Source organism: Paenibacillus sp. FSL H8-0548 (assembly GCF_038630985.1).
In the GTDB taxonomy this organism is placed as follows: Bacteria; Bacillota; Bacilli; order Paenibacillales; family Paenibacillaceae; genus Pristimantibacillus.
On record NZ_CP152049.1, the window covers coordinates 7121193 to 7145257 of the forward strand.

Genomic DNA, 24065 nt, shown 5'->3' on the forward strand with positions numbered 1-24065 from the left:
AATTTCGAAAGTAATGTAACTCACTAAATGATCTATTAACCAATCAAAGCATCAAGGGAGTAATCTCCAGCCCCTATTAAAGCAATACCTATAGCAATGGCTATTAGAACCAAATTATATTCATATCCGTTAGCTGTCGACCATAATCCATTTGGTCCGTGCACCTTCACAATAGCGACCAGCATCGTAAGCACGATCAAAACAGCCGCAAGAGGTGTAATCAAGCCTGCTGCGAATAACAGGCCGCCAACAAGCTCCATGAGACCCGCAACAACGGCCATCGCTACCCCTGGCTTAATGCCAATAGACTCCAGCCAACCGCCCGTGCCCTTCGGACCATACCCGCCAAACCAGCCGAACAGCTTCTGTGCTCCATGCCCTACGAACAACAAACCTACAACTAGACGAACGATCAACAATCCCAATGAAATACTCATTATAATTCCTCCATTTTATTATAATTTAAAGAATCTCTAATTTAAGATATAAGACAAAGATACAAGGGCTCACACAGCATTCAAGTGTCGAAGCCCGTTTCCCTATATGAACAAAGCAGCTGTTCTCCCTATTTATGCCCAGCTACTTGTAATGCTCCTGTGCAAACTTGCCTAGCTTCTTAAGCAGCTTGCTCGCTAACTGCTGCTCTTCTGGCGAAAGTCCGTTCACCGCCTGCTCAATCGTTGCTTGATGCCCAGGAAACGCTTCCTCTACGAATTGCTTGCCCTGCTCAGTCAGCTCGGCGTAGATGAGACGTCTATCCTCCGTTGAAGCGCGGCGACGCACCATTTGCTTCTTCTCCAGCTTATCTACAACATAAGTAATGTTGCCGCTGCTCATCAGCACCTTCTCGCCAATTTGCTGCAAAGGCTGTGGTCCTTTATGGTACAACAACTCAAGAACCCCAAATTCTGAACGGTTTAAGCCATTATTGCGAATATCACGATCCGCGTGCGCATTTACCCACTGGGTCGCTCTAGACAGCGCAATGAAAAGATCTAATGAATCATTTTGCTTTTGTGTTTGATTTTCGTTAGTCATGATTATCACTCCCTTCTGCGCTGCATTTATCTTGAATTATATTATCTTAAGTTAAAGATAATATAATTTCGAGCTGCTGTCAACCTTATTTAATAAATTAGGCAGCTGCTAACGAATAGCGTTTGCAAATAGGCTTCATCTCATCCACAATCAACGTAAAGGAGGCGAGATGATGCTGCATATTGTTAATGGAGATTCTGTCGCAGATACGCTCAGAGAGACTGGGATTCAAGGGGATATTCTCGTTTGGCGAGAAATCTATACAGAGGGGCCTGTCTTCTTGCAGCCCGAGCTGCCCGAGAATCGAAAGGCTAGAGGAGATTTCTTGGAACAAGCTTTAGGTATACCGCTGAAGGAATGGTGCAGCTCATCGGAGGCACAAGAGAAGCAGCTCGCTGATTTTCATTTGCATGAAGATATTGTCCTTTGGTTCGAGCATGACCTATTCGACCAAACCATGCTTAGCTATTTGCTTCACTGGTTCTCGCAGCACTTAGAAGACAAGACGAGACTGCATTTGCTAAGCATCAATGAATATCCGGGCATTCCATTATTCCATGGTCTCGGCCAGCTTTCCGCAGCGCAGCTTTCTACTCTGGTCGGCACCTGGCAAGAAATAAGCACTGAACAGCTTCTACTCGGCCACAAAGCTTGGGAAGCTTATACATCCTCCACTCCTGAAGCTATCGTCAGTCTGCTTGAAGAGGACACCTCAGCGCTCCCTTTTCTTCATGATGCTCTGCGCATCCACTTAGCTCGGTTTCCTTCTGTACATAATGGCCTTGGCATTATCGAACAAACAACGCTGGAACTGCTCACCAAAGGAATAGACACTCCCCTCCAGCTATTTCAGCAGACAAGCGATAAGCATCACATGCTTGGCATGGGTGATATCCAGTATTGGCTCTGCTTGCGCCGTCTCTCCCTAGGCTCTCATCCGCTGCTTAGCATTGAAGGTGACGGCAAGTTTCCGGGACTACATGATTCACCTGAACACTTTCTGCAATCCAAAGTAAAGCTAACCGAGCTTGGTACTACGGTCGTGAAGGGGCATAAGAATTGGATCAGCTTGAACGGTATTTACCAATGGTATGGCGGTGTTTTGCTCAAGGGAGATCAACCCTCATGGCGCTGGAATCCCGAGCATTCGGCCCTCATACGCCAATAGCAACGCCTTACGCTTGAGCAAATAAAAACCCAGACTGCACTTAATACAACAGAAACCTGACATGGGAGCTGTTTCAGACGGCTACAATGTAGTATTGCAGTAGAATTAGCTTCAGACCAACGAATATCGCTCTATAATTGGAAATCCGTTGCACAAACTGCAGCGTACGAGTCGAGTCGGGCAAGTAACGTCGATTACGTTGTACAAAGTGCAGCGTAGCCTCATCCTATAGCGCTATTTCATAAATAACCCCCTCGGGCGAGCACACCCATCCCAAGAATTGAATGTTTCAGATCATACTCACCCATTTTATTTCCACATTAGCGTGAAACAACACAGAAGAGCTGTCATCAAAGATCCATATAGATCTTTGATGACAGCCCTTTATTCACTTTACCGCCACCAAGAAAAGGACGGATACGCAGCTGCTTGGATATAAACGGTCTCGCCTATTTTGGGAGTGGAAATCAACGCCGCATGCTGCTTTGCTGCGCGGACAGCACGCTCTACCGGGTCCGTCCAATCATGCAGCGCAAGCGTAAACGCACCCCAGTGGATGGGAATTAACACCTTCCCGCGGACATCCAAATGCGCTTGCACCGTTTCTTCAGGCATCATATGAATAGCAGCCCAACGATCATCGTATTGCCCGCATTCCATTAATGTAAGATCAAATGGTCCATACTTTTCGCCAATTTCTTTGAAATGCGGACCATAACCGCTGTCGCCGCTAAAAAAGATCTTGTTCTCGCGTCCCTGTATCACCCATGAGCACCATAACGTAGCATCCCGGTCCCCCAGACTTCTGCCCGAGAAATGTCTTGCGGGCGTGCAGGCCAGCTGCAGCCCCTCATAGGAAAACTCCTCCCACCAATCATGCTCCTCAATAATCGCAGGGTTCACACCCCATCTCACCAAATGGGAGGCCACGCCGAGTGGAACAATAAATCGCTTTACCTTGCTCTTCAGCTTCATAATCGAACCGTAATCCAGATGATCATAATGATCATGCGATATGATTACCGCGTCGATTAACGGCAGCTGCTCGATCTCAAACGGCAGCTTATGGCTGAACCGCTTGCCCCCGATGAAAGGAAACGGCGACGGTGCCCGGCCGAACATCGGATCAAGCAGCAGCGTCTTATTATCGAGCTGAAGCATGGCTGCCGAATGCCCAAACCAAGTCACTGCTGGCTTCTGCCCCTCGCCAGCACTCCTGCCGCTAAACGGCTCAAAAACAACCGCCTTAGCCGGTCTCGCCTTCTTATTGCCTCTTACAAATTCCACAAGCAGCTTAATTTTTTCGCCTGTAGTACTATCCATCATTACTGTAGGAATAGCATTTCTAAATTTCTTGTCCTTGTATTGCCTCGACCGACTGAGATGCTGCCTTTGCTCCACCGACTGTTTAGCACCAAACGCAGGATAATAATGCAGAATCAAATAAACGGCAACAATCAAGATGACAATGATGCTAATAAATAGGAGCATTCCTCTAACCTCTCTCACTGTTACATTTTAAATAAAAAAAGAACCGCTATTGAAGTATACGTTACACTTCAACAACGGTTCTATTAAGTTTATATAAAAGTCAGCTTATCTTCGTCTTGCCCCGCGCATAATTGCACTCAATATAAGAACAACCACAATCGATCCAATAATGGCTGGAATAATAGCAAAGCCACCTAATGTTGGACCCCAGTCACCTAGAATGAGTGTACCAAGCCAAGCGCCGACGAAACCAGCTACAATGTTGCCGATAATCCCTCCTGGAATGTCACGCCCTGCGATCAAGCCGCCTAACCAGCCAATTATTCCACCTACAATTAATGTCCATAATAGACCCATATTGATCTTCCCCTCTCTGTATAACCATATAGCTAAGATTAACCACATATACCTCATTTGAAACAAATTGGTTAAAAGTAATATTTGGCAGGAGGAACTAGCGTCTTTAAACGGTCAATTCTTGGTGTTGAGGCTATTCAGCTGGCAGCGTTACCTCAAAGGTTGAGCCTGCGAGCAGACGGCTTTTCACTTGAATATCGCCTTGATGCAGCTCTACAATTTTTTTCACTATGGACAGTCCAAGCCCGCTTCCGTCAGCAGTTCTTGTACGCTGCTTGTCTCCCATATAGAAGCGCTCAAAAATACGAAGCTGGTCCTCAGGCGAAATGCCAATACCCGTATCCGTTATGGTCACAGCTATGTTATTCTCTACTTTGCGCAGTACGATTCTGATGCTGCCCAGAGCAGGCGTAAACTTAATCGCATTATGAATGAGATTTACCCAGACCTGGCTTAACATCTCCTCATTCGCCGCAATTTCCGTTTCCTCCAGCTCTAATTCAAGCTCAAGCTCCTTCTCCAGCCACTGGGGCTCACAAGCCAGTACGATACTCTCCAGCTGCGCATCAAGGCGGTAACGTCTCCGATCAAGCTGCTGCTGCTCCGATTCAAGCGTAGTCAGCTTTAGCAGATTGTCGCTTATTCTGGATAGCCGTGTCGTTTCCTTCTCAATAATGGACAAGTAATGCTTTTGCTCCTCTGCGCTTAAATCCTCGCGCTGCAGCGTGCTTGCGAAGCCGCGAATAGATGTTAAGGGAGATTGAATCTCATGCGATACATTCGAGATAAATTCCTGCCGCAGCAGCTCGACCTGCTTTAAATCATGGGCCATATCGTTAATGGATTGTATGAAATCACCGATTTGACCACGATACTTCTTATCCTGATCCACCATTACATTGAAGTCGCCTTTGGCCATTCGCCTTAATGCATCCATCATCTCGTTCCAAACCGCTCTCTGCTTCGGCTGGACCAGCAAATTAACGACCGCAAAAATCAAAATTAATAGGAGAACACCGAGGCCCCAATTCACGAGCTGAAGCACATACTCCGGCAAATCCACCTCATGCTTTGAATAGAACCAGTAAGTCAGCCAATAAGCAAGTGAAAAAGCGCCGCCGCTAAACGTGAAAACCATCGCTGTTGCTCCTGCAACCTTCAGCCCAATCAGCCATTTAGATGATTGATGCTTCATTTCAAAGCCTCCAGTCGATAGCCGAGACCACGAATCGTACTAATCTTAATGGAAACCTGCCAGGTCACGAATCGTTCCCTTAATCGGTTAATATGCACATCGAGCGTTCTTTCATTACCGTCAAAATCATATCCCCAAATCGACTCGATCAGCTGATTTCGCGGAAGTGTTCGGCCTAGATGGCTAACCAGCATGAACAGCAGCTCAAACTCCTTCGGCGGGAGCGTAATATTTTCCGAATGCACCCTTATTTCATAAGCCTGACGATCCAGCATTAGCTCTGCTACAGCTACCTGCTGGGATACTGCTATGCGATAGCGCTTCATCAACGCCTTGACTCTGACGCTTAGCTCAGCCGGATCAAATGGTTTGACCAAATAATCGTCCGTTCCCAGATTGAAGCCTTTTACCTTGTCCCCCATCTCTCCCTTGGCTGTCAGCATGAGCAGCGGAATATCGTACTGCTTCCGCAGCTCTCGGCATAGCTCCCAGCCGTCCATATTGGGCATCATGATGTCCAATATAACCATATCCGCCGGTAAATTCGCCATCTGTGCAAGCGCCGATTGTCCGTCTGGCGCCTCCTCCACATTCAGTCCCTCTTTCTGCAAAATGACACAAACAAGCTCCCGTATATGCGGATCATCGTCCACCACTAGTACATAGCCCATTTCTACACCCTCTTCTTCCGATTAGGAGGCCGTTTGATTCAACCGAAGCTGACCATTGGCGAATTCACGATACATTGCGTGGCTGTCATACAGCTGATCATGAGTTCCAACACCAGTTATGATCCCTTTTTCTAAAAATACGATCGAGTCCGCATCCACAACCGTCGATAAACGATGAGCGATCACGACGGTCGTCCGTCCGATCATCAAGTTTTTCAGCGCGTCCTGTACTACTTCCTCTGACTTGCTATCCAGATTCGACGTGGCCTCGTCGAGCATGAGAATATGCGGGTCCCGAAGCAGCGCTCTTGCAATAGCAATCCGCTGACGCTGACCGCCTGAGAGCTTAATGCCGCGTTCTCCTACACTAGTTTCATAGCGATCGGGCAGTGCATCAATAAAGCCGTCTGCATAGGCCATCTTAGCAGCCTGCTCGATTTCCAAATCTGTGACTTCACGGGATAGCCCGTAGCACAGATTATCTCTTATCGTCCCGGCTATAATCGGGCTCTCCTGTGACACATAGCCGATCTGGCTGCGCCATGAGCGCAGCGAGGAATTACGAATATCCGTTCCGCCTAGCCGAATGGCGCCAGAGGTTGGATCATAGAAGCGCTCTAGCAGCGAGAAAAGCGTCGTCTTGCCGCTGCCGCTTGGGCCGACAAGCGCCGTTACCTTGCCCGCTGCTATCGTTAAGCTCACATCCTTAAGAATCGGCTCTTCCGGCTTATAGGAGAAGGAAACATGGTCTACCTGCAGCGTCTGATTCATCTCCGTAACGGCTTTGCCGCTATCTTGATCTTCCTCTTCTGACTCTATAATACCAATAATACTATCGGTCGCTCCCATTGCTTTCTGAAACTGTGTGAAGAACTGTGAGATCTGTGTAATCGGCAGCATAATTTGAAACAGATACATAATGAAGGCGACCAATTCGCCTGCAGTCATTGCACCTGAAGATACTTGAACACCGCCGAACCCAATTAAGCATACGAGCAGCAGCAGCATAACAAAAGTAACGATAGGCGAAATAATTGCCTGCATACGCGCTTCCTTCAGGCCAAGTCCGAACAAATTTTGAATACCTGTACGTCCCTGCTCATATTCTACCGGCTCCGAGCCGGACGCCTTCACTAGACGAATTTCAGATACGACGCGATTGATGACAGACGTAAATTGAGCATTTTCCGCCTGTGTCGCCTTGGAGATGGTGTACATTTTGCGGCCAATCGGTACCATAATTAAAGCAGCGACTGGAAAAACAGTAAGCATAATGAGCGTCATCTGCCAATTCATATAGAATAGGATCGACAATGCGCCAACAATGGACAAAATCCCTGTAAAAAAGCCTGTTACATGCTCCGTAATGAGTCCTTTCAGCAGTGCGGTGTCGTTGGTAAGACGGCTAATCGTATCCCCTGAGGATTTATTGTCATAATAGGGAACCGGCAAGCGCAGCAGCTTGCTCCATAGACGCTCGCGAATGGACGATACAATTTTATTGCCGCTGTAATGCAGCAGATAGACTGAAACACCGCCGGATACGACCTGCGCAATAAAAGCGACTCCCATGCCGATCATTTGAGCCGTGCTTAATGAGCCCAGTGAAAATCCGTTAACCATATTTTTTGTAAAAATAGGAATCGTCAATCCCACAAGTGTTGTAATGACACTTAGAATAACCGCTATAGTAAGCATCACCTTTGGAGGATTTGTCTCCATAATGAGTCCTATAAACCGCTTAACATTACTCCGTTTGTCTTTCATATATCTCACTCCTCTATCTCTCTTCTCTCCACCACGCTGTTTACTTTACACTCCCTGTTTAAACACAATATAAACAACACCATAATCACATATTAGGAAGCCGCAAGCAACTGATGCCTTTAGCCATCTCCAAAACAACCGCTTCTTGCGGGTGGGAAAATGAGGTAAAATTAAACTGCTGCGGCATCGTTTTGGAATCGTATCACCATCATTTTTGCAGGAGGCTTTATTATGAACTCGGAGCATGTAGTAATTGGAATAGATGGCGGCGGGACCTACACCCGCGTTATGATATGTGATCTTTGGGGTCATGTGCTCTCCTTTGTTGAGAGAGGCTCGGCTTCTATTTATAAGGACGAGAAGGCCGCTCAAAATGTACAGGGTGCCATAGCCGAGGCTTTGCGCCAGGCTAACCGGACAAATGAACAGGTAGTCGCGCTGGTTGCTGGCATAGCAGGCTACGATGCGCCGTCCGATCTCGAATGGATTACTCCGCTTACAGAGCTTCCTGGTCTGTCTTGTCCAAAATGGCATGTAAATGATGCCGTATCTGCCCACTCTGGCGCCTTGATGGGCAAGCCTGGAATCGTCGTTATTGCCGGTACCGGCTCCATTATTGTAGGTAGTACGGAAGATGGTCAATTCATACGCAATTATGATTTTCATCATTACGCAGTAAGCGCCGCTCGCTCTATCGCTTATGATGCGGTATATGAAATGCTGGCTGGAGGCTATGACGAAACCGATCGTCCTCTTCTCCTAAAGATGCTTGAGCACTTTGGGGTTCAAGCTATTGATCAGCTTGCGGAAGCTGCCAAAAAAGGTTTTGCCGAGGATCGGCGCGAGCGCGACAAACATTTTGGCGATTTTGCTCCTGTCATTACTGAGGCGGCTGAGCAAGGAAGCGTGCTTGCTATCCGCGTATGCAACCGTGCCATCGCTCAAATTAAGGTTGGCATCGAGCTTATTGCCGCTTCCTTCACAAGTGAAGAAGTAGCCGTTACCTTCATTGGCAGCGTAGCGAACAGCACTTATTTCCTACGAACGCTGAGCGATCGGCTCACCATCGGAAACAATAAGCGCTATTCCATTATGAAGCCGCAATTCGCACCCGTAATCGGTTCAGTTCTCTTGGCGTTAAAAAACGTGAATGTTTCCGTTGATAATGAAATGATAAGCAAGCTGCAGGAGTTTAAGCATCCTCAGCTCTAAAATTAGCCTATTGTGGATCGCTCGCTGTACGGCTTATTTGCCAGACTAACTTCTATTACATCTAGTTATCTCGCCAAGGAGCAGCTTAGCTGCGCTTCCAAAGGCCATGTTTGTTGGTTGGTTGGTTGGTTGGTGCCAGCCCACCCGCCGCTCCTACACTGCACTTTTTACAATGAAACCGGCGTCTGAGCGGCTCCATTTAGCCTACAGTGTACTTCCTACAATAGAATCGGCCTCCGAGGGCATAAATTGACCAATAAAGCGCGAATCTACTGTATTTTGTACAACGTAGACCTGTGAATCGCGCTTTGCAACCTATTCCGTTGTACAAAGTACACTACTTTCCATCACCAAGCCGCAAATCGCTTCCCACCATCCTATCAAGCATCGCTGGCCTCTCTCCAATAATGACTTTACTAATAAGTAGGTTTTTCTCCACAATGCTGCTAGGTGTATGTCGCTATCGGCCAAATACAGCAAGTGATCCATTGAGAATGGAAAATGACCGCCCTCATCAGAGGTAGCGGTCATTTCTTAATTTCATATGGAGCAGTATGCTTTGGCTTTCTAGTTCAGCTCTGAATTTTGTAGATGGTTTTTTGGATACACCATGTGGTCATGCAGCGCTTTCCTGCTACGATGACCGTTTTGAGCGGTTCATACCATTGACCGTTCAGCCTGTCAGTCAAGCTTAACAGCCGCTCTTCATTTACAAGAAAACGAATGCTGCCATCTGGAAGCAGATAACGTTCATTGCCAAGCGGCTGCACACTGGACTCCATCCCGATGGATGAGGCCAAACGTGCGAATAATCTCCCGCCCGGCTTCAATACCCGCCATAGCTCATGAACCATTTGTTCAAAGTGAGCCTCATCATTCGCAAAATGCAGCACCGCGCTGCTTATAATAAAATCAAAGCTTTCGTCGGCAAAGCTCATCTGCTCCACAGCCTCAACGCGAGCCTGCTCACTGAGCCAGCCTGGAGCGATTGCAGCCCCCAGCTTCTGCACCTCCCCAATCGCAGCCTCCGAGCGATCGACCGCATACACCTCATAGCCGCCGCGAAGCAAATACGTTAAATTCCGCCCAGTGCCGCAGCCGGCATCCAGTATCCGCATCTCCTGTGTCACTCTGCCTTTGAGCAGCTGATCAAATAGGTAGATATCAATATCGCCAAATTGCTCCTTTAAATCCAGCTTCATCATTACTCCCCACTTCCCGCTCTCCATCCCAATGGTCAAGCCTTGTATACATACAGCTTAGTACGATACAGATCGCGACAAATAATGGTCTGCTCCGGCTCCCAGTCCGGCAGCGCAAAGCAGACACTGATGACATATGCTCCGGGATCCAATTGTGCTCGAAAAATTGTACTTAGCCGCTGCATCGCTCCCGGATAAAGATAACACACAACCGTATCCACACCCCTGTATGAATATGTGTATAAATCAGTCCTTTCGAACGATACATTGGGATGATTACCAAGCCTCGCCGCCAAAAAAGATATCCACATGGGGATAACTGAATTTTCGATGCCGATCACTCGCCAGCCCTTGCAGCTTTCTGCAATCTGCAGCGCTAATGTACCCCAGCCCGAACCCGCCTCTACCATAACTCCGCGACTCGCCCGCTGTTTCATCACACGGACAACTGCATGTCTAACAGCTGCCGATGCAGGCATCGGCGATATGCCGTTTCTCCAGCTCTTATAAACGATGTATAAGACCGCAGCCAGAACGGCTGCAGCCACAATCATCATAACCATCTGATAGACGAGGTTTTCCATCGACAGACCCCAGCCCCCTCTACAGACTCACTGCCTTAGGATTTATTGCCTCTGCGAACCTTCAGCTGCTTGCCCTTGACCGTCGTATTTCTCATCACTTCGAGTACGAGCGATCCTTTTCCGTTTAGAATCTCTACATCCGTAACGTTGTCCAATATCGTGATAATACCGATATCATCCGCAGACACGCCTTCTATTTTCGCAATCGTGCCGACAAAATCAACCGCTCTAAGCTTCTTCTTCTTTCCGCCATTGAAATTCAGCTTCATAATCTGTTTGTTCAATTGCTCACGCTTATCCTTTTTGAGCACCGGACCGATATTAAGCTTTTGCTCAAAATCCTCGCGTCGAAGATCAACCGCTTCCTCCGATGGCGCCTTGGCCTTATGAATACCGAACCCGATATAGCCTTCGATTTCAGCTAAACGCCGCCCATCCTTAGGCGCTGCGAAGGTAATCGCTTTTCCCGACTTTCCGGCCCGGCCTGTTCTGCCTGTGCGGTGAACATAACCTTCCTTCTCCAGCGGAATATCAAAGTTGATGACATGGGTAATGTTCGTAATATCAATGCCTCTTGCAGCAACATCGGTCGCCACCAAGTAGCGGAATTGTCCTCTGCGGAAAGCATTCATCACTTCAAAGCGCTCATCCTGCTCCATTCCGCCGTGAATGCGATCGCACGGATACTGCAGCTCAGCCATCTGCCGGAATACTTGATCGACATTTTCCTGTGTGCGGCAAAAAATAATGCAGCTGTCCGGGTTTTCGACGATCATAACATCCTGCAGCAGCTTGAACTTGTCCGCTTCCTTCACTTCTATTACGGTGTGCTCAATCGTAGCTGTCGTTAACCCCTCAGCCTTAATTTCCACCTGTACAGGGTCCTTCATATATTTGTGCGCTAACTTCGCTACATCCTCTGGAAATGTCGCGGAAAAGAGCATCGTTACTCGGTCTGTTGAAAGCTGTTGAATGATACCCTGCACCTGCTCGATAAAGCCCATATTCAGCATCTCATCTGCTTCATCAATAACTAGGTATTTAATCCGATCAATCGCAAGTGTTCCGCGTTCGATATGATCGTGCACACGCCCCGGCGTCCCTACAACCACATGTGTTCTTTGCTTAAGCTCTGCCTTCTGAATATGAAATGGAGCCTTACCATAAACAGCCATCGCCTTGATCCGTTTGAATCGTCCTATATTCGTAATATCCTCATTTACTTGGAGAGCAAGCTCTCTTGTTGGCGTCAAAACAAGCACCTGCGGCTTATTTTCATTCCAATCGACCAGCTCGCATAGCGGAATGCCATAAGCTGCTGTCTTGCCGCTGCCCGTTTGGGATTTGACTACAAGATCCTTCTGCTCAAGCGCTACGGGTATAACCTCGCGCTGCACCTCGGTCGGTGTTTCATAGGACAGGCTCTCTAGCGCCCGCACAATTTCATTACTTAAAGAATAATCCGCAAACTTCACTTCACTCATCTATTGACCTCTTCTGCACATTTAGTTTATTCGTAACTTTAAGCATAGCATACTCGGCAGTCTTTTGATTCATAAACCTTTAACACCTTACTATAATCCCCAATAATCCACCTCCATAAAGCAAACACGCCTGACAAGATATTGTCAGGCGTGCTCTAGCTTATTATTCAGTGATATGACGCAAATCCGTCTCTGCTTGCTTGATAAGCCTTTGGCTGCTTCGATTATTTTCAAGCAGCGATTCAATCGTCGCCGAGAGCTGCTCCAGCGTTGCAGAAGCCTCTTCGCTAATAGAGGCAAGGTTCGCTGTAGAATCGCCAATAACCCCTGAGGAGCTATTAATTTTTTGCATCAGACTGCCGTAGCCTATTGTCAATACATTAAGCTCCGATACTGAGCTAACAATGGAATCAAAGGACTCTCTTGTATACTCTGTAATGGCATGGCTATCCTGCATACGATGAGCCGCTTGGGACAGATTGCTGCGCGTCGACTCCGATTGGCCGGAAAACTGTGTCAGCTGCTCGGTAATACGTATAGCAGCCTGTGCAGTCATATCAGCCAGCTTGCGAATTTCATTTGCGACAACAGCAAAGCCTTTGCCATGCTCACCTGCACGAGCGGCCTCGATGCTGGCATTCAGTGACAATAGATTGGTTTGATTAGCTATATCCCGTATCGTCGTGCTAAATTGGCTAGTTTCTGCTAATCGGTCGATAAGCAGTGCCGTCTCCTCGTTCACGGAAGCAATATCCTGCGAGAATTCCATATTGGTCTCCATTAGCTTGGCCATGCTGCCTTTGCCTTGCTCTGCAAGAGTCGCCGCCTCACTCGTCTTATGAAGCAGGTCATCAATAGATGCAGACATCTGATTGATTAGTGCATTCGTATCCTGAATAGAGTCACTAATAGATAATGTAGAATCTACTTGATCGGTGGCGCCGCGTGCTATTTCCTGGAAAGCAAAATTCATTTCTACGAAGGAATTATTACTCTCCTCTCCAGCTGCGGTTATATTGTTCAAATGGGCGGTAACCACATTAACATGATCAATCAGCGCTTGCTGCTGGCTGGCTTGCTGCTCGGATAAATGCTCCGCTTTCTCACGCGCTGCTTCCATGCTTTTGATCATTTTCGTGGAAACGTTAATCGCACCGAATAATAGAAAAGCAATTAATATGTACATAATTATATAGGTAGGAACTGTCGCTGCATCCAGCTGTAATTGTTCACCTTGCCCAATTAATATGTACAGCAGCTCAGCAAACCCTAGAGTAATCCCTAACACAAGCGGCCATAGCTTCATAAAAATAACGCAAATGACAAGCATATAAAAGATTGAAAATGTATTGGATATGCTGGGGGACTGAAGGATCGTAGATATGGTATTAATACTTGATCCGATAATAGCTAAATAACAAATATAAGGAATAAGCTTCCGCGAGAAATAAAAAAAAGCATACAAACCCGTGGTCAAAAGCTGTAAAACAATAATTCTGAATGTGCTGGCGTCCACTGATCCTTGGCCAATAAAAGCAAGTATGCTTAACAATGTGATACCTAGTGTAAATAATAAAGCACACAGTACTACAAGATTGCGTCTGACCATATCACGGTCTCTCTCGGATAACTGCTCATCCTTCTCCTTTACAACCATACGGATGTTTCTAATGATGTTTGTCATGATCGTCTTCCACCCCACTATAAAGATAATATCGTGTTCATCAAACAACGCTATTTCCTATTTGTACCCCAATTATAGGATCGTTGCTGAATTTTGTCGATTTAATTATTCAGTGGCTGTTATGTCACAAAATTAGGAGATGAAAGCGGTCTTTTCCGTGGAGCACTAGTACTACAAAAAGTGAGTACTAGTTGATATAAGAATAGGTCACTATAATGAAAGTACATACCAATATGAAAGGCGTGTGAGTGCAATGCTACGATTAAATGTTACACGTGTCAGCTTCCTTATGGGCGTTTCTCTCCTGCTTGCCGCCATTATTTATTTCTTTGCCGCTAACTGGGGCGGCCTTGGTCGTGCCGATAAAATTTTAGCCTCTGCAGGAATCATGGTTCTTTTCTACGGATCGTCCTTTCTGTTCGCGAAGATGAAGATCATGCTGGGACACCACTCCTTCCTGTCCTCTATTTTTCTAGTCGGCGGCTGTATCTCGTTTGGAGCGGCGGTAGCCCTGCTCAATCAAATTTATAATTCACATGCCGATACCTATGAGCTGTTTTTGGTGTGGACGATACCCGCCTTTTTATTTTCATTGATAACGCGGTTCAGTCCCTTTTATTTGCTCACCTACGCGCTAGCTCATCTGACTTTATGGCAGTACTTTTTCCCTTCATCCCTAAATGTCTACCACAGCGATGGAGAGTTATTTCTGATCGGTGGCTTATTCGCCCTGATTAATCTGGTTCTGTTCATTCTCACGGAAACGAAACTTCTCGTCTCCCCCCCTTTGAAATATGTAAGCTTTATCGCTTTCCATATTGCCTTGCTCGTCCTAAGCAATTCCCTGATCTATGAGCAGTACGGACCTTGGATGAACATTGTAAGTGTGGCCGCTATCGCTTTCGGTTTCTACTATTTTAGTCAGATGCGCTTAAATAAAATAATGCTTACCCTCAATGCGCTTGCAGCATCCGCATACGCTATATTCAAGTTTTTAGAGCTGTTGACCGAGCATGCCTCTACGTCCTTCTTTGTATTCGGATTGCTCTTTGTGGCATTGCTGCTCACTGGCAACGTGTTGTTCTTCCGGTACCTGAATCGACTCGGCCAATCTGTCCAAGGTACCGAGAAGCTAGAAGCCAAAGCCGAGGGGAATGAACATAAGAGCGCCATTTTCGGCAAAATCGTCTCTACCGCTGTAACCGTTATTGGCGTATTGATTGGCAGCATATCGCTGATTGGTCTCGTCTTTTTGGCCACCGACGGCGATAACACAGAGTATGTGCTCTTTGTCATCTCGCTGTTATTCATTATCCCGGCCCTGTTTCTGACTCGTCTAAATGCAATCGTTCGGTATACGATCCTCACGATCGGATATGCAGCAGGCTTGATTGCCATTGCCTGGATCAATCTTCCGTTTCTGACCCTGCTTTTTCTGCTGGTAACGACTGCCGGCTGGCTGCGGCTGGATGGGCGGGGACAACATCTGTTTATCTATTCGTTATTTAACATCAATATAGCCATTCTGCTGTTTCAGCTATTTGAATCCGTCCAGCATGCCTACTCCTTTATCGTCCTCATTATGGCGGCGCTGAACGCTGTCATCTATGCAAGCCACCATTTGCTTAGCGAAGGCGCGCTCCGGCAAAATGCAAGGGAATGCGGACTGCTGTACATGCTGCTGTTCTTATTTTGGCTGACGTTTATGGAAGATATATTCCCGTATTCCTACGAGTTGTTTAATGTGCTCAATTTCCTTGTCGTCACTGCCCTGACCTTCCTATTCGTCCGTCGCAGCCAAGCGTTGGAGGCAGCTGCCAGCTTAACCTTCTGGTTCATCTATATTGGCTTCAAATATTACGATATTTTCTGGACATTGCTTCATAAGTCAATTACGCTCGCACTGCTCGGCTTGATTATTATCGCTGTTACTTACTTTTTCGCTTACCGGACCCGTTCTGCCGTACCGGAGAAGGCAGATGAATACGGACGCTTGCTGAGCAAGAGCAAGGTACTGATCGCCATCGTTATTGTGCTGCAGCTTGGTTACGTCGGATATCACGCAGCTACTAGCGAAGTGCTGCTGTCAACCGGCAAATCGATTAAGCTCGCCATTGAGCCGCTTGATCCCCGGTCACTCCTTCAAGGCGACTATGTAAGGCTTAATTACAGCATTTCTACACCACCAGAAGCAGTTCGTCAGGAGCTGGACAACAAACAGGGGCTCAGCCGCATCAAGGTTGTTCTGCAGGAAAGCGCCGACGGAGTCTATGCGTTTGACCGCTTTTACCAAAGCGGAGAAGCTCTTGCGGTAAGCGAGGTCATTATCAACGCTTCCGCCAGCGGCTGGCAAAACCTCTATTATGGTATCGAAACGTTTTTTGTACCGGAGGGTACGGGTCTCGAAACCGAGCGAAACGCCCGCTACGCCTACGTAAAGGTTGGCAAAAAAGGCGACGCGCTGCTAGAGAGGCTGAGCAAGGATTAGCACCTACACCCACCAATCAAGGTGAATCAGCTGTCGCCGTCCTTTGGCGGCGCCAGCTCGTTTCAATCCGAGAAACATAGAGAAAACATGGAAAAACAATTAACCTGGTGATATTACAACTATTTCTCAAAAAACCAACCTTTTCCTGCCTATTTGGGACCACTCAGCGATATTAGATCTATGTTTTAGATCTATTTCTTCCAACCCGGCTATTTCCGGTGAATTAGGTCTAAAAATTAGATCTATTCCTCAAAAATCCAGCATTTTTCCGCCTATTTGGGACTACCCAGCGATATTAGATCTATTTTTTAGATCTATTTCTTCCAACCCGGCTATTTCCGGTGAATTAGGTCTAAAAATTAGATCTATTCCTCAAAAATCCAGCATTTTTCCGCCTATTTGGGACCACCCAGCGATATTAGATCTATTTTTTAGATCTATTTCCTCCAATTTGGCTATTTCCGGTGAATTAGGTCTAAAAATTAGATCTATATAAGTTGAACTTAAAAAATAAAGATTAGCGGAGCGAGAAGATCGTTCTGGAGAAACGAAGTGTTCGCCTTTGTAGCCTTATTCTTACCTTTAAATGTCTTAGGAAATCAAAGAATCTGGCTGCAACAGCGATCGTAAGAATGATCTACTCGCGCAGCGACCAAAACGTAAATGTTTAGTTCAACTTATATATTCCTCAGAAAACCAGCATTTTCCCGCCCATTGGGCATGTAAAAAGAGCAGGAACGCTCGCAGCTGCTATGCTGCTTCCGTTCCTGCTCTTCTTGTTAATTCACCAGCTTGCTCAGTTCAGGAAACTCTTCTAAATAGCCGTGCTTCTCCAGCTCCGACAACGCCTTCCGAATGCTTTGTTCATCCTCGCCTGATTGGTCTGAGAGCGCCAGCAGGTCAGACAGCGTAAGGTTCTTATGCTCCTTGCAATAGGTGAGCAGCCCCTTCGCCGCCCAGGATAAGCGGTCATCCTGAAATTCCCCAATCATTTTGCGGAACAATTTATGTGGGATTAGCTGCTCATCAACTAATGCTTGCATCGCTTTAATAGCATTTTTTGTTGTCATCCGGCCTTTCTTGGCGACGTCATCTATCGTCAGCGATGCAGAGTCTACAGTACCCGAGCTCAGCACGATATAAATCATTTGCGAATAAATATCCAAGCTTGGGTTAAAAAAGATTTCGGTGGATACAGTAAAGTTGCGTACATGGTTAGGCGTAAGTTCTGTTGTCATTTGTAGATCTCCCTTCCGATTGGTCTATACCATAATATAGGTTCGGATAAGGAGTTTCAATTTAGGCTTTATTAAAAAAAGTTAATGGTAACCAGCTAAGTCTATTTTTAAAATCAATGAACTGCTTATTTATTTGTTTTGATCGGCATAAACAGCCATTGCATCACGCATAAATACCGCCAAGCCCTCGCCAAATTGATCAATGTTCTTCATGAAACGCCCGTCCTCTACATACATTTGTCCGAGCCCCTTGAACGCTTCCAGCGAATAGCTGCCTAATTTATTCAAATAGTTGTACCACTCTTGTATCGCTGCCTGTGATTGCTCCGACTCTGGTGGATCGTTGCGAAGCGCTGCCAGCTTGAAGTAGATCGCATTCATACCGCTTGCCAAATCTGCTTGCTCTTTTTCAGTCATTTTACCTATTTGAGCCTTGGAATTATCTACGCTCTCATCTCCATAGCGCTCGCGAGCCTCTTGCTCATAGGGATTGCTACCAAAGCTAAAGCCTTCAAATTTCTGTTCATTGGTCATTACAATTTCTCCTCTCATGTGTAGAATCGTCCGATCAATCGTTCGGATCATTTGCTCCAGCTGGCGCTGCTTGCTATGCAGCATTCTGCGTTGAAGCTGAAGCGCCTCCTCTTTGTTAAAGGCAGGGCTGCTGAGTATTTCTTTTATTTTCTTCAAAGGAAAGTCCAGCTCACGAAAGAACAAAATTTGCTGAAGACGCTCCAGCTCCTGATCGGAATAAAGACGATAGCCGGCCTCCGTTATTTCACCTGGCTTAAGGAGACCAATCTCATCATAATGATGCAGCGTGCGCACGCTGATCCCGACCAAATCTGCAACTTCCTTTACTTTCATGGATGCTCACCTCCCTTATTCATCACTATAGGGTATCACGTTGCGTGAGAGTCAATTAGCATTAGAAAATTTCTTCCTCATTCACAGGATAATAGCGGTATTTGTCCACATCGACCCGTCCATCCTTGCTAACCTCTACACCTTCCCCTTGTAAAATAACGGTTTGCATATAACGACTCTCTTCATCTGGAATGGCAATCTCACCCTTTGCATTAACTACCCGGTGCCAGGGTAGATTATGAATACCGCTTAAGGAATGTAAAATCCGCACGACCTGTCTAGCCGCTCTTCTGCTACCAGCCTGCTCCGCAATTTGTCCGTATGTCATGATGGAGCCCTCAGGAATGGATTTTATGACTTCAATAACTCTTAGCGTAAAAGGCTGCATAGGTTTTATTCCCTCTCTGCTCAGATTCTTTTGTATTTAATTATAAGTCCGATGACCATAATATGTGGTAATTATGACAATTTAATGTCATGAAAACGCTGAAATCCGACAAAATTCGTGGGGCTGAGCGTCATTTGGCGAAAAAAGAAATATTTTTTGTAAAAGTTATAAATTTCTTTTTAACTTTTCATGAAAACGATGTAGAATAGACACAAAGGGTTTGAATCCGATTACGTCATACTCGCTACCTCATCTTTCTCCTTATCCGGGGATTAAGGCTGTTAACTGCGCATAGACATTTTTTGAAAAACTATGTGAAAAGTGTAACAATCTTTCGAGAGTACAGCCTTACCTTAGCGGCTGACACAATTGAGACCACAACTTACTTTCAAATTTGCGTAAAGGAGGACATTCTATTATGTCACAACCATCTGCTGGACAAGAGGTCGCAGCTAGCCTCGTGGAAGAAAAGCAAACACTAGATGTACTTGATCAGTTAATGAAGCCGGAGGTTCAAGAGTCGTTGACTGTGCTCGTGGACAGCCTTCCTAAATTAGCTGAAATGGTTACTTTGATGACCAAAGCTTATGATTTCGCACAAGGCATCGCTACAGACAAAGTATTGATCAACGATTTCGCTCAAGGTATTGGTGAATTCGTCAAACCGGTTCAAGAAAAAGCAAAAGGTATTGCTGCAGCAGCTATTGAAGCTGGTGAACGCTCACAAGAGGCTGCTAATTCGTCTGTTGGCCTGTTCGCTATGTTGAAAATGCTGAAAGATCCGGAAGTTCAAAAAACGCTACGCTTTGCGCAAGCTTTCTTGAGCGTATTGTCTGAACGTAAAAACGAAAACGTTTAAAACACCTAATACTTATAGAACGAACGGAGGATAAACATGTCTAAGCAAATTTTGATCCTTGGTGGCGGTTATGGCGGTCTTCTTACTGCTCTAACAGCACGTAAGCATTTGACAGCAGCAGAAGCAAGCATTACAATCGTTAACCGTTATCCTACGCACCAAATTATTACCGAGCTGCACAGACTTGCAGGGGATTCCATCGCTGAGCAAGCGGTAGCTCTTCCACTTAACAAGCTGTTAGGCGATAAACACGTTAATATCATCGTGGATTCGGTTAAAGAAATTAAACCAAATGAAAAACAAGTGGTTCTAGAAAGCGGTCAGGTTCAAAAATACGACATGCTTGTCGTTGCCCTAGGCAGCGAAACGAACTACTTCGGTATCCCAGGACTGGAAGAGAACAGCCTTGTTCTTAAATCCGTTGCTGATGCTAACCGCATCCGCAAGCATGTTGAGGATCGCCTTGACGCTTACAAAAAATCAGGCAGCAAAGCGGATGCAACGATCGTTGTTGGCGGCGGCGGCTTGACTGGCGTCGAGCTTGTTGGCGAATTCGCTGACAGACTTCCTGAGGTTTGCCGCAGCAAAGGAATCGACTTCAATGACATTTCGCTATATTGCGTAGAAGCTGGCCCTGCCGTTCTGCCAATCTTCCCGAAAGTATTGATCGATCGCGCGGTAACCAGCCTTGAGAAACGCGGCGTAACGTTCGTAACGGGCGTAGCGATTACAGAAGCAACTAAAAACACGGTATCACTTAAAGATGGACGTACGATTGAATCCAGCACAATCATCTGGACTGGCGGCGTAAAAGGCAACCCTGTTGTCGGCAGCAGCGGCCTTGCAGAGGATCGTGGCCGTTCAACGGTTACACCTACACTTCAATCGACTTCCCACGCTGATGTATTCCTAGCTGGCGACTGTGCGGTTGTATTCCCAGAGGGCGGCGAACGTCCTTACCCGCCAACGGCCCAGCTTGCTTGGCAAATGGGCGAAACGGTAGGCTACAACCTAGCGGTTCAAATTAAAGGTGGCGCTATGGATAAATTTGTACCGGTCTTCTCAGGTACACTTGGAAGCCTTGGACGCAAAGACGGCGTAGGCACGATCGGCGGAAACTCGACACAATTGAAAGGCTTGCCTGCATCCCTTATGAAGGAAGCAAGCAACATTCGTTACCTGTCGCATATCCACGGCCTATTCGCGCTTGCACACTAATATACAAAAAACAAAGCAGGAGGGCAAATTGCCCTCCTGCTTTATTTTTATCCTGTCTTAACTGCCGCTCATTCTCCGCTTCGACAGCTCTAATCTCCGTTTATTCCAGCAACTCTTGTAATTTTGTTCTTGCCATCATTTTTGGAGAGATAAAGCGCTTTGTCTGCTTGCTGGAAGAGCTCCTCGAACGTTATGCGGTCGCTGGCGCTCGCGTGAGCGATTCCACCGCTAGTCGTAACTGTAATTTGTTTGCCCTGGGTCAAGCTAATCTCGCTGCCCTCCACTGTGGCTCGCAAGCGTTCCGCCAGCTCCAAGCTGTCAGCCTCGCTGCTGCCCTTCAAGAATACTGCGAATTCTTCTCCGCCTACCCTGCCTATTATTCCATAATCCACGTATACCTCATGCAAAATGCTTGAGAAGGTCATCAACACCTGATCTCCTGCCATGTGGCCGTGCACATCGTTTACTTGCTTAAAATCATCAATGTCGAGAAGCAGCAAGGAACAGTCTGAGCTTGTCTCCCCCATCTGCCCCCGTACTAATTCCACAAAATGTCTGCGATTATAAATGCCAGTGAGATCATCGATAGTCGCTTGTGCCAACAATTTCTGACCTGTGACTCTAGCATTATGCGCTTCTTGTATTTTGTAATCCATCGCATTCCTTAAGCGGTGAAAAACGTAGACGATTGCAATCAGACTGGACATGAACAGCAGCAAAACGAAAGAATGAATGAGCATCGTCGTTGTGAACTGATTGTAGGCGGCTTGCCCAACCTCTAGCCTGCTTGTAGTCATGAACTTATCCACGATATAGTATCCATTTAACAGCAGAACAAGACCGCAAACCAGCATCATAAACCATCGATCAACATATAGACAAAATAAAGCTGCGAGCGGGAATACAAAGGTGAATGTCACCGATGTCGTTGCCGTCAGCAATGTAAACATATACATAATAAAGAAACCAGCAAAGGTTACATATCTCACATATTTAGTTAAGGGGCTTCTTCTATAAACAATTGTACCTATGATTACCGAGACAAGGCCGGTCACCAGTATAGGGATAACAAAAGACAGCTCACGCAATCCTTTAAAATATTCAATCATGAAGCCGGCTGACAAAACAAATATCATAACCCAGCATATAATCACCACTATAAAATTCACAGCGTTTTCATAATAAAAGGCCTTATGCTCTTTTATCTTAAGTTCTCCCTTCTTCATTAGCATCTCGTCGATTTCACTTTACTCTATCGTATAAGGAATGAGTTGCCTTGTCACTGTGAAAATAATCGAAATAAAAGAAAGTAATACCAAGTATCATAACGGGATACTTGGTATTACTAAATGTTACTATGAATGCGATTACCGAGTGTTACTAAGTATTCTTAAGTGATACTTGCATGTTGAATCTTTACAATTAGCTCCATGCTTCAATATCATCGTCGTCGATTTCTTCCTCCACTACAGGCTCAGGAGCATGTATCGCCTCTGAGGCAGCAGCTGTTTGTTCAGCTCCAATGGTCGTCGCTGCCGCCGCATAAGCAGGCGGCTCACTAACAACAGCCTCCGGCAATCCTGCGGAGTCCTGCAACCGATTACGTTCCATCGGTACGAACGCTTGTAAGTTGCGAACGCCATTTTGTGCAATTTCATTCTCTACCAAATATCGAAGAGAATCCATTAGATTCGATTGCGCGTTCAGCCATTGCATGACCAAGGGGTCCTCGGTCTTCTTCGTCTTCAAGCTAATATTGCCGCCAGGCAGCTTTACCTTTTTCATATAAATCACCTACCAAAATACGTTAATTTATGATCCAGATTGTGCTGGATTTCCTTAAGCCGGCTGAATCGATTTGTTTTTCAGCGCTTCGTAAATTTTACCCCGCACAAAAGCATCCAGACCCATCGCATTCAAGAGTACAGCATAGTTTGCAGGAATATACAGCAGCTGCATCTCACGTTCCGCACATAGTTCCTTAAGCTGCGGATACAGGACCGAACGCATAAGAATGCTGCCGCCGCCATATACACAAATGATATCAATCTCGTTGCGAGCCTTAGTCAGCTGCTTCTTGACTTGCTGTACAATTTGTCTAACCTGACTCTCAAGCGGACGCTTCAACGTTTTGAGCGCTCTAGCATGATATTTATGCTTAGGGTTTTTAATGACATCACTAAAAAATTGTCTTGGGCTGTCCGGCAAATGAATGAGGCGATTGAACTCCTGAAGGGCCTCCTCGATCGCATAACCCGCTCCATGATGGCTGCCGTGTACGAATTGACGTAAAAATTTATTTCCTTCTGTAATCGGATATTCCGTAGAGCCGTCACCAATATCAATATGAAGAATTCGTTTATCTTTGAAATAGCTGCCGTTAAATTTCTTCTCTATCTCATAGGACTGAAGAAAATCATCGAATATTTCCCCTTCTCTCCAGCCACCCTCGGCATCCTTCTGAAGCGCGAAAATAACCGGCGTTGCCTCAGGAACAACCTTAGCAAATGGAAATACGATTTTTACAGCTACACGTTGAATGCCTAAGTGAACCGTCACATGATGGGTCCCCGCAGTGAAACGCTTCTCAAACTTGCCCGAGGTTTCATCCGTATGCTGGGTAACGGGCAGTGCCGTTGCCATGTCAACCTCGACATCAATTTGAGCAGGGATCTTCTTCCCATCCTCATATGCCTTCTGGACAGCCATTGCTGCGATTTGTGCCAGCGAATTTATGATCGGCAGATCGACATCGCTTTTCAGATCGATGCCGATTTGAAGGTTGTCCAAAATCTCTCCGCTCTCAAGCGCAAACTTTCCAACATAATACATTCCTGGTCTTGCCGCAGGTGAGTCAATCGTAACAACAAGCTGGTCCTGCAAATTTTTCACAAAGCTTTCTGGCGATTGCTCTTCACTCCATGGAAGCTCGTCCACAGTACAATTCACATTCGGCTGCTGAATGAGTTTACCGTCAATAATAAGATCATGCTCGCTATTTCCGTTATCGTTGCCTACAAAAAAATGAAAATTCATAATAGCTTTCCTCCTAAAAAAAGGTTTGGGGAAACGAAATAAGTATTGTAAAAGCTCACGTTATACAAGGCATCTTCCTTAGTATTACTTTGCCATACAAAGTAATAGTTTACATCAA

22 protein-coding genes are annotated in these 24065 nt (G+C 46.1%); 5 read left to right on the forward strand and 17 right to left on the reverse strand.

The features are described from left to right. Positions 1–35: 35 nt before the first annotated feature. Both MHI37_RS30075 and MHI37_RS30080 read right to left on the reverse strand, forming a co-directional pair. Complete coding sequence (locus tag MHI37_RS30075) at positions 36–437, reverse strand: DoxX family protein (protein ID WP_076335650.1); 402 nt, start codon at positions 435–437, stop codon at positions 36–38. Positions 438–579: 142 nt separating this feature from the next. Beyond that, positions 580–1038, reverse strand: coding sequence for a MarR family transcriptional regulator (locus tag MHI37_RS30080; RefSeq protein ID WP_076335651.1), 459 nt, complete (start codon positions 1036–1038; stop codon positions 580–582). Positions 1039–1207: 169 nt separating this feature from the next. Here MHI37_RS30080 and MHI37_RS30085 point away from each other — a divergent pair, with 169 nt between their 5' ends. Further along, a complete protein-coding gene (locus MHI37_RS30085; RefSeq protein ID WP_256710119.1) occupies positions 1208–2206 on the forward strand; it encodes a DUF1835 domain-containing protein in 999 nt (332 codons plus the stop codon). Positions 2207–2599: 393 nt separating this feature from the next. Here the strand turns inward: MHI37_RS30085 and MHI37_RS30090 are convergent, their stop codons facing one another. From MHI37_RS30090 to MHI37_RS30110, 5 genes are all read right to left on the reverse strand, one after another. Further along, complete coding sequence (locus MHI37_RS30090; RefSeq protein WP_076335653.1) at positions 2600–3697, reverse strand: MBL fold metallo-hydrolase; 1098 nt, start codon at positions 3695–3697, stop codon at positions 2600–2602. Positions 3698–3802: 105 nt separating this feature from the next. Beyond that, positions 3803–4054: a GlsB/YeaQ/YmgE family stress response membrane protein gene (locus MHI37_RS30095; protein WP_076335654.1), complete on the reverse strand. Its 252-nt coding sequence runs from the start codon at positions 4052–4054 to the stop codon at positions 3803–3805. A 133-nt stretch (positions 4055–4187) separates the two neighbouring features. Continuing rightward, the gene (locus MHI37_RS30100; protein ID WP_076335655.1) at positions 4188–5249 is read right to left on the reverse strand and encodes a HAMP domain-containing sensor histidine kinase; all 1062 of its coding nucleotides are present in this window, start codon (positions 5247–5249) and stop codon (positions 4188–4190) included. Then, the gene (locus MHI37_RS30105) at positions 5246–5920 is read right to left on the reverse strand and encodes a response regulator transcription factor (protein WP_076335656.1); all 675 of its coding nucleotides are present in this window, start codon (positions 5918–5920) and stop codon (positions 5246–5248) included. Before MHI37_RS30105 ends, MHI37_RS30100 begins: the two co-directional genes overlap by 4 nt. A 21-nt stretch (positions 5921–5941) precedes the next feature. Continuing rightward, positions 5942–7687, reverse strand: a complete 1746-nt coding sequence (locus MHI37_RS30110) for an ABC transporter ATP-binding protein (RefSeq protein ID WP_076335657.1) — start codon at positions 7685–7687, stop codon at positions 5942–5944. Positions 7688–7918: 231 nt separating this feature from the next. On the opposite strand from MHI37_RS30110, the gene MHI37_RS30115 reads away from it, so the two are divergent. Then, entirely contained in the window at positions 7919–8899 is a 981-nt protein-coding gene (locus tag MHI37_RS30115) for a BadF/BadG/BcrA/BcrD ATPase family protein (RefSeq protein ID WP_076335658.1), read from the forward strand. A 572-nt stretch (positions 8900–9471) separates the two neighbouring features. On the opposite strand, the gene MHI37_RS30120 is transcribed toward MHI37_RS30115, so the two are convergent. The 4 genes from MHI37_RS30120 to MHI37_RS30135 all read right to left on the reverse strand — a co-directional run bounded on the left by MHI37_RS30120 (position 9472) and on the right by MHI37_RS30135 (position 13853). Further along, positions 9472–10104 carry a class I SAM-dependent methyltransferase gene (locus MHI37_RS30120; protein ID WP_256710124.1) on the reverse strand — a complete coding sequence of 211 codons (633 nt, stop codon included), beginning with the start codon at positions 10102–10104 and terminating at the stop codon, positions 9472–9474. A 32-nt stretch (positions 10105–10136) separates the two neighbouring features. After that, positions 10137–10685, reverse strand: a complete 549-nt coding sequence (locus tag MHI37_RS30125) for a class I SAM-dependent methyltransferase (protein WP_076335659.1) — start codon at positions 10683–10685, stop codon at positions 10137–10139. A gap of 35 nt (positions 10686–10720) precedes the next feature. Beyond that, positions 10721–12169, reverse strand: coding sequence for a DEAD/DEAH box helicase (locus tag MHI37_RS30130; protein WP_076335660.1), 1449 nt, complete (start codon positions 12167–12169; stop codon positions 10721–10723). Positions 12170–12332: 163 nt separating this feature from the next. Beyond that, on the reverse strand, positions 12333–13853 hold the full coding sequence (locus MHI37_RS30135) for a methyl-accepting chemotaxis protein (RefSeq protein ID WP_076335661.1): 1521 nt from the start codon (positions 13851–13853) through the stop codon (positions 12333–12335). A 253-nt stretch (positions 13854–14106) separates the two neighbouring features. On the opposite strand from MHI37_RS30135, the gene MHI37_RS30140 reads away from it, so the two are divergent. Beyond that, positions 14107–16341, forward strand: a complete 2235-nt coding sequence (locus tag MHI37_RS30140) for a GDYXXLXY domain-containing protein (protein WP_179090160.1) — start codon at positions 14107–14109, stop codon at positions 16339–16341. Positions 16342–17120: 779 nt separating this feature from the next. Here the strand turns inward: MHI37_RS30140 and MHI37_RS30145 are convergent. The 3 genes from MHI37_RS30145 to MHI37_RS30155 all read right to left on the reverse strand — a co-directional run bounded on the left by MHI37_RS30145 (position 17121) and on the right by MHI37_RS30155 (position 18834). Then, on the reverse strand, positions 17121–17579 hold the full coding sequence (locus MHI37_RS30145) for a hypothetical protein (RefSeq protein ID WP_076337590.1): 459 nt from the start codon (positions 17577–17579) through the stop codon (positions 17121–17123). A gap of 129 nt (positions 17580–17708) precedes the next feature. Next, positions 17709–18446, reverse strand: a complete 738-nt coding sequence (locus MHI37_RS30150) for a MerR family transcriptional regulator (RefSeq protein WP_076337591.1) — start codon at positions 18444–18446, stop codon at positions 17709–17711. A gap of 61 nt (positions 18447–18507) precedes the next feature. Then, the gene (locus MHI37_RS30155) at positions 18508–18834 is read right to left on the reverse strand and encodes an MGMT family protein (RefSeq protein WP_076337592.1); all 327 of its coding nucleotides are present in this window, start codon (positions 18832–18834) and stop codon (positions 18508–18510) included. Between the two features lie 418 nt (positions 18835–19252). Here MHI37_RS30155 and MHI37_RS30160 point away from each other — a divergent pair, with 418 nt between their 5' ends. Both MHI37_RS30160 and MHI37_RS30165 read left to right on the forward strand, forming a co-directional pair. Continuing rightward, the gene (locus MHI37_RS30160; protein ID WP_076337593.1) at positions 19253–19693 is read left to right on the forward strand and encodes a DUF1641 domain-containing protein; all 441 of its coding nucleotides are present in this window, start codon (positions 19253–19255) and stop codon (positions 19691–19693) included. A 36-nt stretch (positions 19694–19729) separates the two neighbouring features. Further along, positions 19730–20911, forward strand: coding sequence for an NAD(P)/FAD-dependent oxidoreductase (locus tag MHI37_RS30165; protein WP_076337594.1), 1182 nt, complete (start codon positions 19730–19732; stop codon positions 20909–20911). Between the two features lie 89 nt (positions 20912–21000). On the opposite strand, the gene MHI37_RS30170 is transcribed toward MHI37_RS30165, so the two are convergent. The 3 genes from MHI37_RS30170 to MHI37_RS30180 all read right to left on the reverse strand — a co-directional run bounded on the left by MHI37_RS30170 (position 21001) and on the right by MHI37_RS30180 (position 23947). Then, positions 21001–22047 (reverse strand): GGDEF domain-containing protein, encoded by a 1047-nt coding sequence (locus MHI37_RS30170; RefSeq protein ID WP_179090239.1) that lies wholly within the window; start codon positions 22045–22047, stop codon positions 21001–21003. A gap of 286 nt (positions 22048–22333) precedes the next feature. After that, entirely contained in the window at positions 22334–22696 is a 363-nt protein-coding gene (locus MHI37_RS30175) for a hypothetical protein (RefSeq protein ID WP_076337596.1), read from the reverse strand. A gap of 54 nt (positions 22697–22750) precedes the next feature. Beyond that, positions 22751–23947, reverse strand: a complete 1197-nt coding sequence (locus MHI37_RS30180; protein WP_076337597.1) for a ParM/StbA family protein — start codon at positions 23945–23947, stop codon at positions 22751–22753. Between the last annotated feature and the right edge of the window lie 118 nt (positions 23948–24065).

Excerpts from the sequence above, each read along its gene's own strand:
- MHI37_RS30075 (WP_076335650.1), bottom strand. The coding sequence starts at position 437 with ATGAGTATTTCATTGGGATTGTTGATCGTTCGTCTAGTTGTAGGTTTG.
- MHI37_RS30080 (WP_076335651.1), bottom strand. The coding sequence starts at position 1,038 with ATGACTAACGAAAATCAAACACAAAAGCAAAATGATTCATTAGATCTT.
- MHI37_RS30085 (WP_256710119.1), top strand. The coding sequence starts at position 1,208 with ATGATGCTGCATATTGTTAATGGAGATTCTGTCGCAGATACGCTCAGA.
- MHI37_RS30090 (WP_076335653.1), bottom strand. The coding sequence starts at position 3,697 with ATGCTCCTATTTATTAGCATCATTGTCATCTTGATTGTTGCCGTTTAT.
- MHI37_RS30095 (WP_076335654.1), bottom strand. The coding sequence starts at position 4,054 with ATGGGTCTATTATGGACATTAATTGTAGGTGGAATAATTGGCTGGTTA.
- MHI37_RS30100 (WP_076335655.1), bottom strand. The coding sequence starts at position 5,249 with ATGAAGCATCAATCATCTAAATGGCTGATTGGGCTGAAGGTTGCAGGA.
- MHI37_RS30105 (WP_076335656.1), bottom strand. The coding sequence starts at position 5,920 with ATGGGCTATGTACTAGTGGTGGACGATGATCCGCATATACGGGAGCTT.
- MHI37_RS30110 (WP_076335657.1), bottom strand. The coding sequence starts at position 7,687 with ATGAAAGACAAACGGAGTAATGTTAAGCGGTTTATAGGACTCATTATG.
- MHI37_RS30115 (WP_076335658.1), top strand. The coding sequence starts at position 7,919 with ATGAACTCGGAGCATGTAGTAATTGGAATAGATGGCGGCGGGACCTAC.
- MHI37_RS30120 (WP_256710124.1), bottom strand. The coding sequence starts at position 10,104 with ATGATGAAGCTGGATTTAAAGGAGCAATTTGGCGATATTGATATCTAC.
- MHI37_RS30125 (WP_076335659.1), bottom strand. The coding sequence starts at position 10,685 with ATGGAAAACCTCGTCTATCAGATGGTTATGATGATTGTGGCTGCAGCC.
- MHI37_RS30130 (WP_076335660.1), bottom strand. The coding sequence starts at position 12,169 with ATGAGTGAAGTGAAGTTTGCGGATTATTCTTTAAGTAATGAAATTGTG.
- MHI37_RS30135 (WP_076335661.1), bottom strand. The coding sequence starts at position 13,853 with ATGACAAACATCATTAGAAACATCCGTATGGTTGTAAAGGAGAAGGAT.
- MHI37_RS30140 (WP_179090160.1), top strand. The coding sequence starts at position 14,107 with ATGCTACGATTAAATGTTACACGTGTCAGCTTCCTTATGGGCGTTTCT.
- MHI37_RS30145 (WP_076337590.1), bottom strand. The coding sequence starts at position 17,579 with ATGACAACAGAACTTACGCCTAACCATGTACGCAACTTTACTGTATCC.
- MHI37_RS30150 (WP_076337591.1), bottom strand. The coding sequence starts at position 18,446 with ATGAAAGTAAAGGAAGTTGCAGATTTGGTCGGGATCAGCGTGCGCACG.
- MHI37_RS30155 (WP_076337592.1), bottom strand. The coding sequence starts at position 18,834 with ATGCAGCCTTTTACGCTAAGAGTTATTGAAGTCATAAAATCCATTCCT.
- MHI37_RS30160 (WP_076337593.1), top strand. The coding sequence starts at position 19,253 with ATGTCACAACCATCTGCTGGACAAGAGGTCGCAGCTAGCCTCGTGGAA.
- MHI37_RS30165 (WP_076337594.1), top strand. The coding sequence starts at position 19,730 with ATGTCTAAGCAAATTTTGATCCTTGGTGGCGGTTATGGCGGTCTTCTT.
- MHI37_RS30170 (WP_179090239.1), bottom strand. The coding sequence starts at position 22,047 with ATGATATTTGTTTTGTCAGCCGGCTTCATGATTGAATATTTTAAAGGA.
- MHI37_RS30175 (WP_076337596.1), bottom strand. The coding sequence starts at position 22,696 with ATGAAAAAGGTAAAGCTGCCTGGCGGCAATATTAGCTTGAAGACGAAG.
- MHI37_RS30180 (WP_076337597.1), bottom strand. The coding sequence starts at position 23,947 with ATGAATTTTCATTTTTTTGTAGGCAACGATAACGGAAATAGCGAGCAT.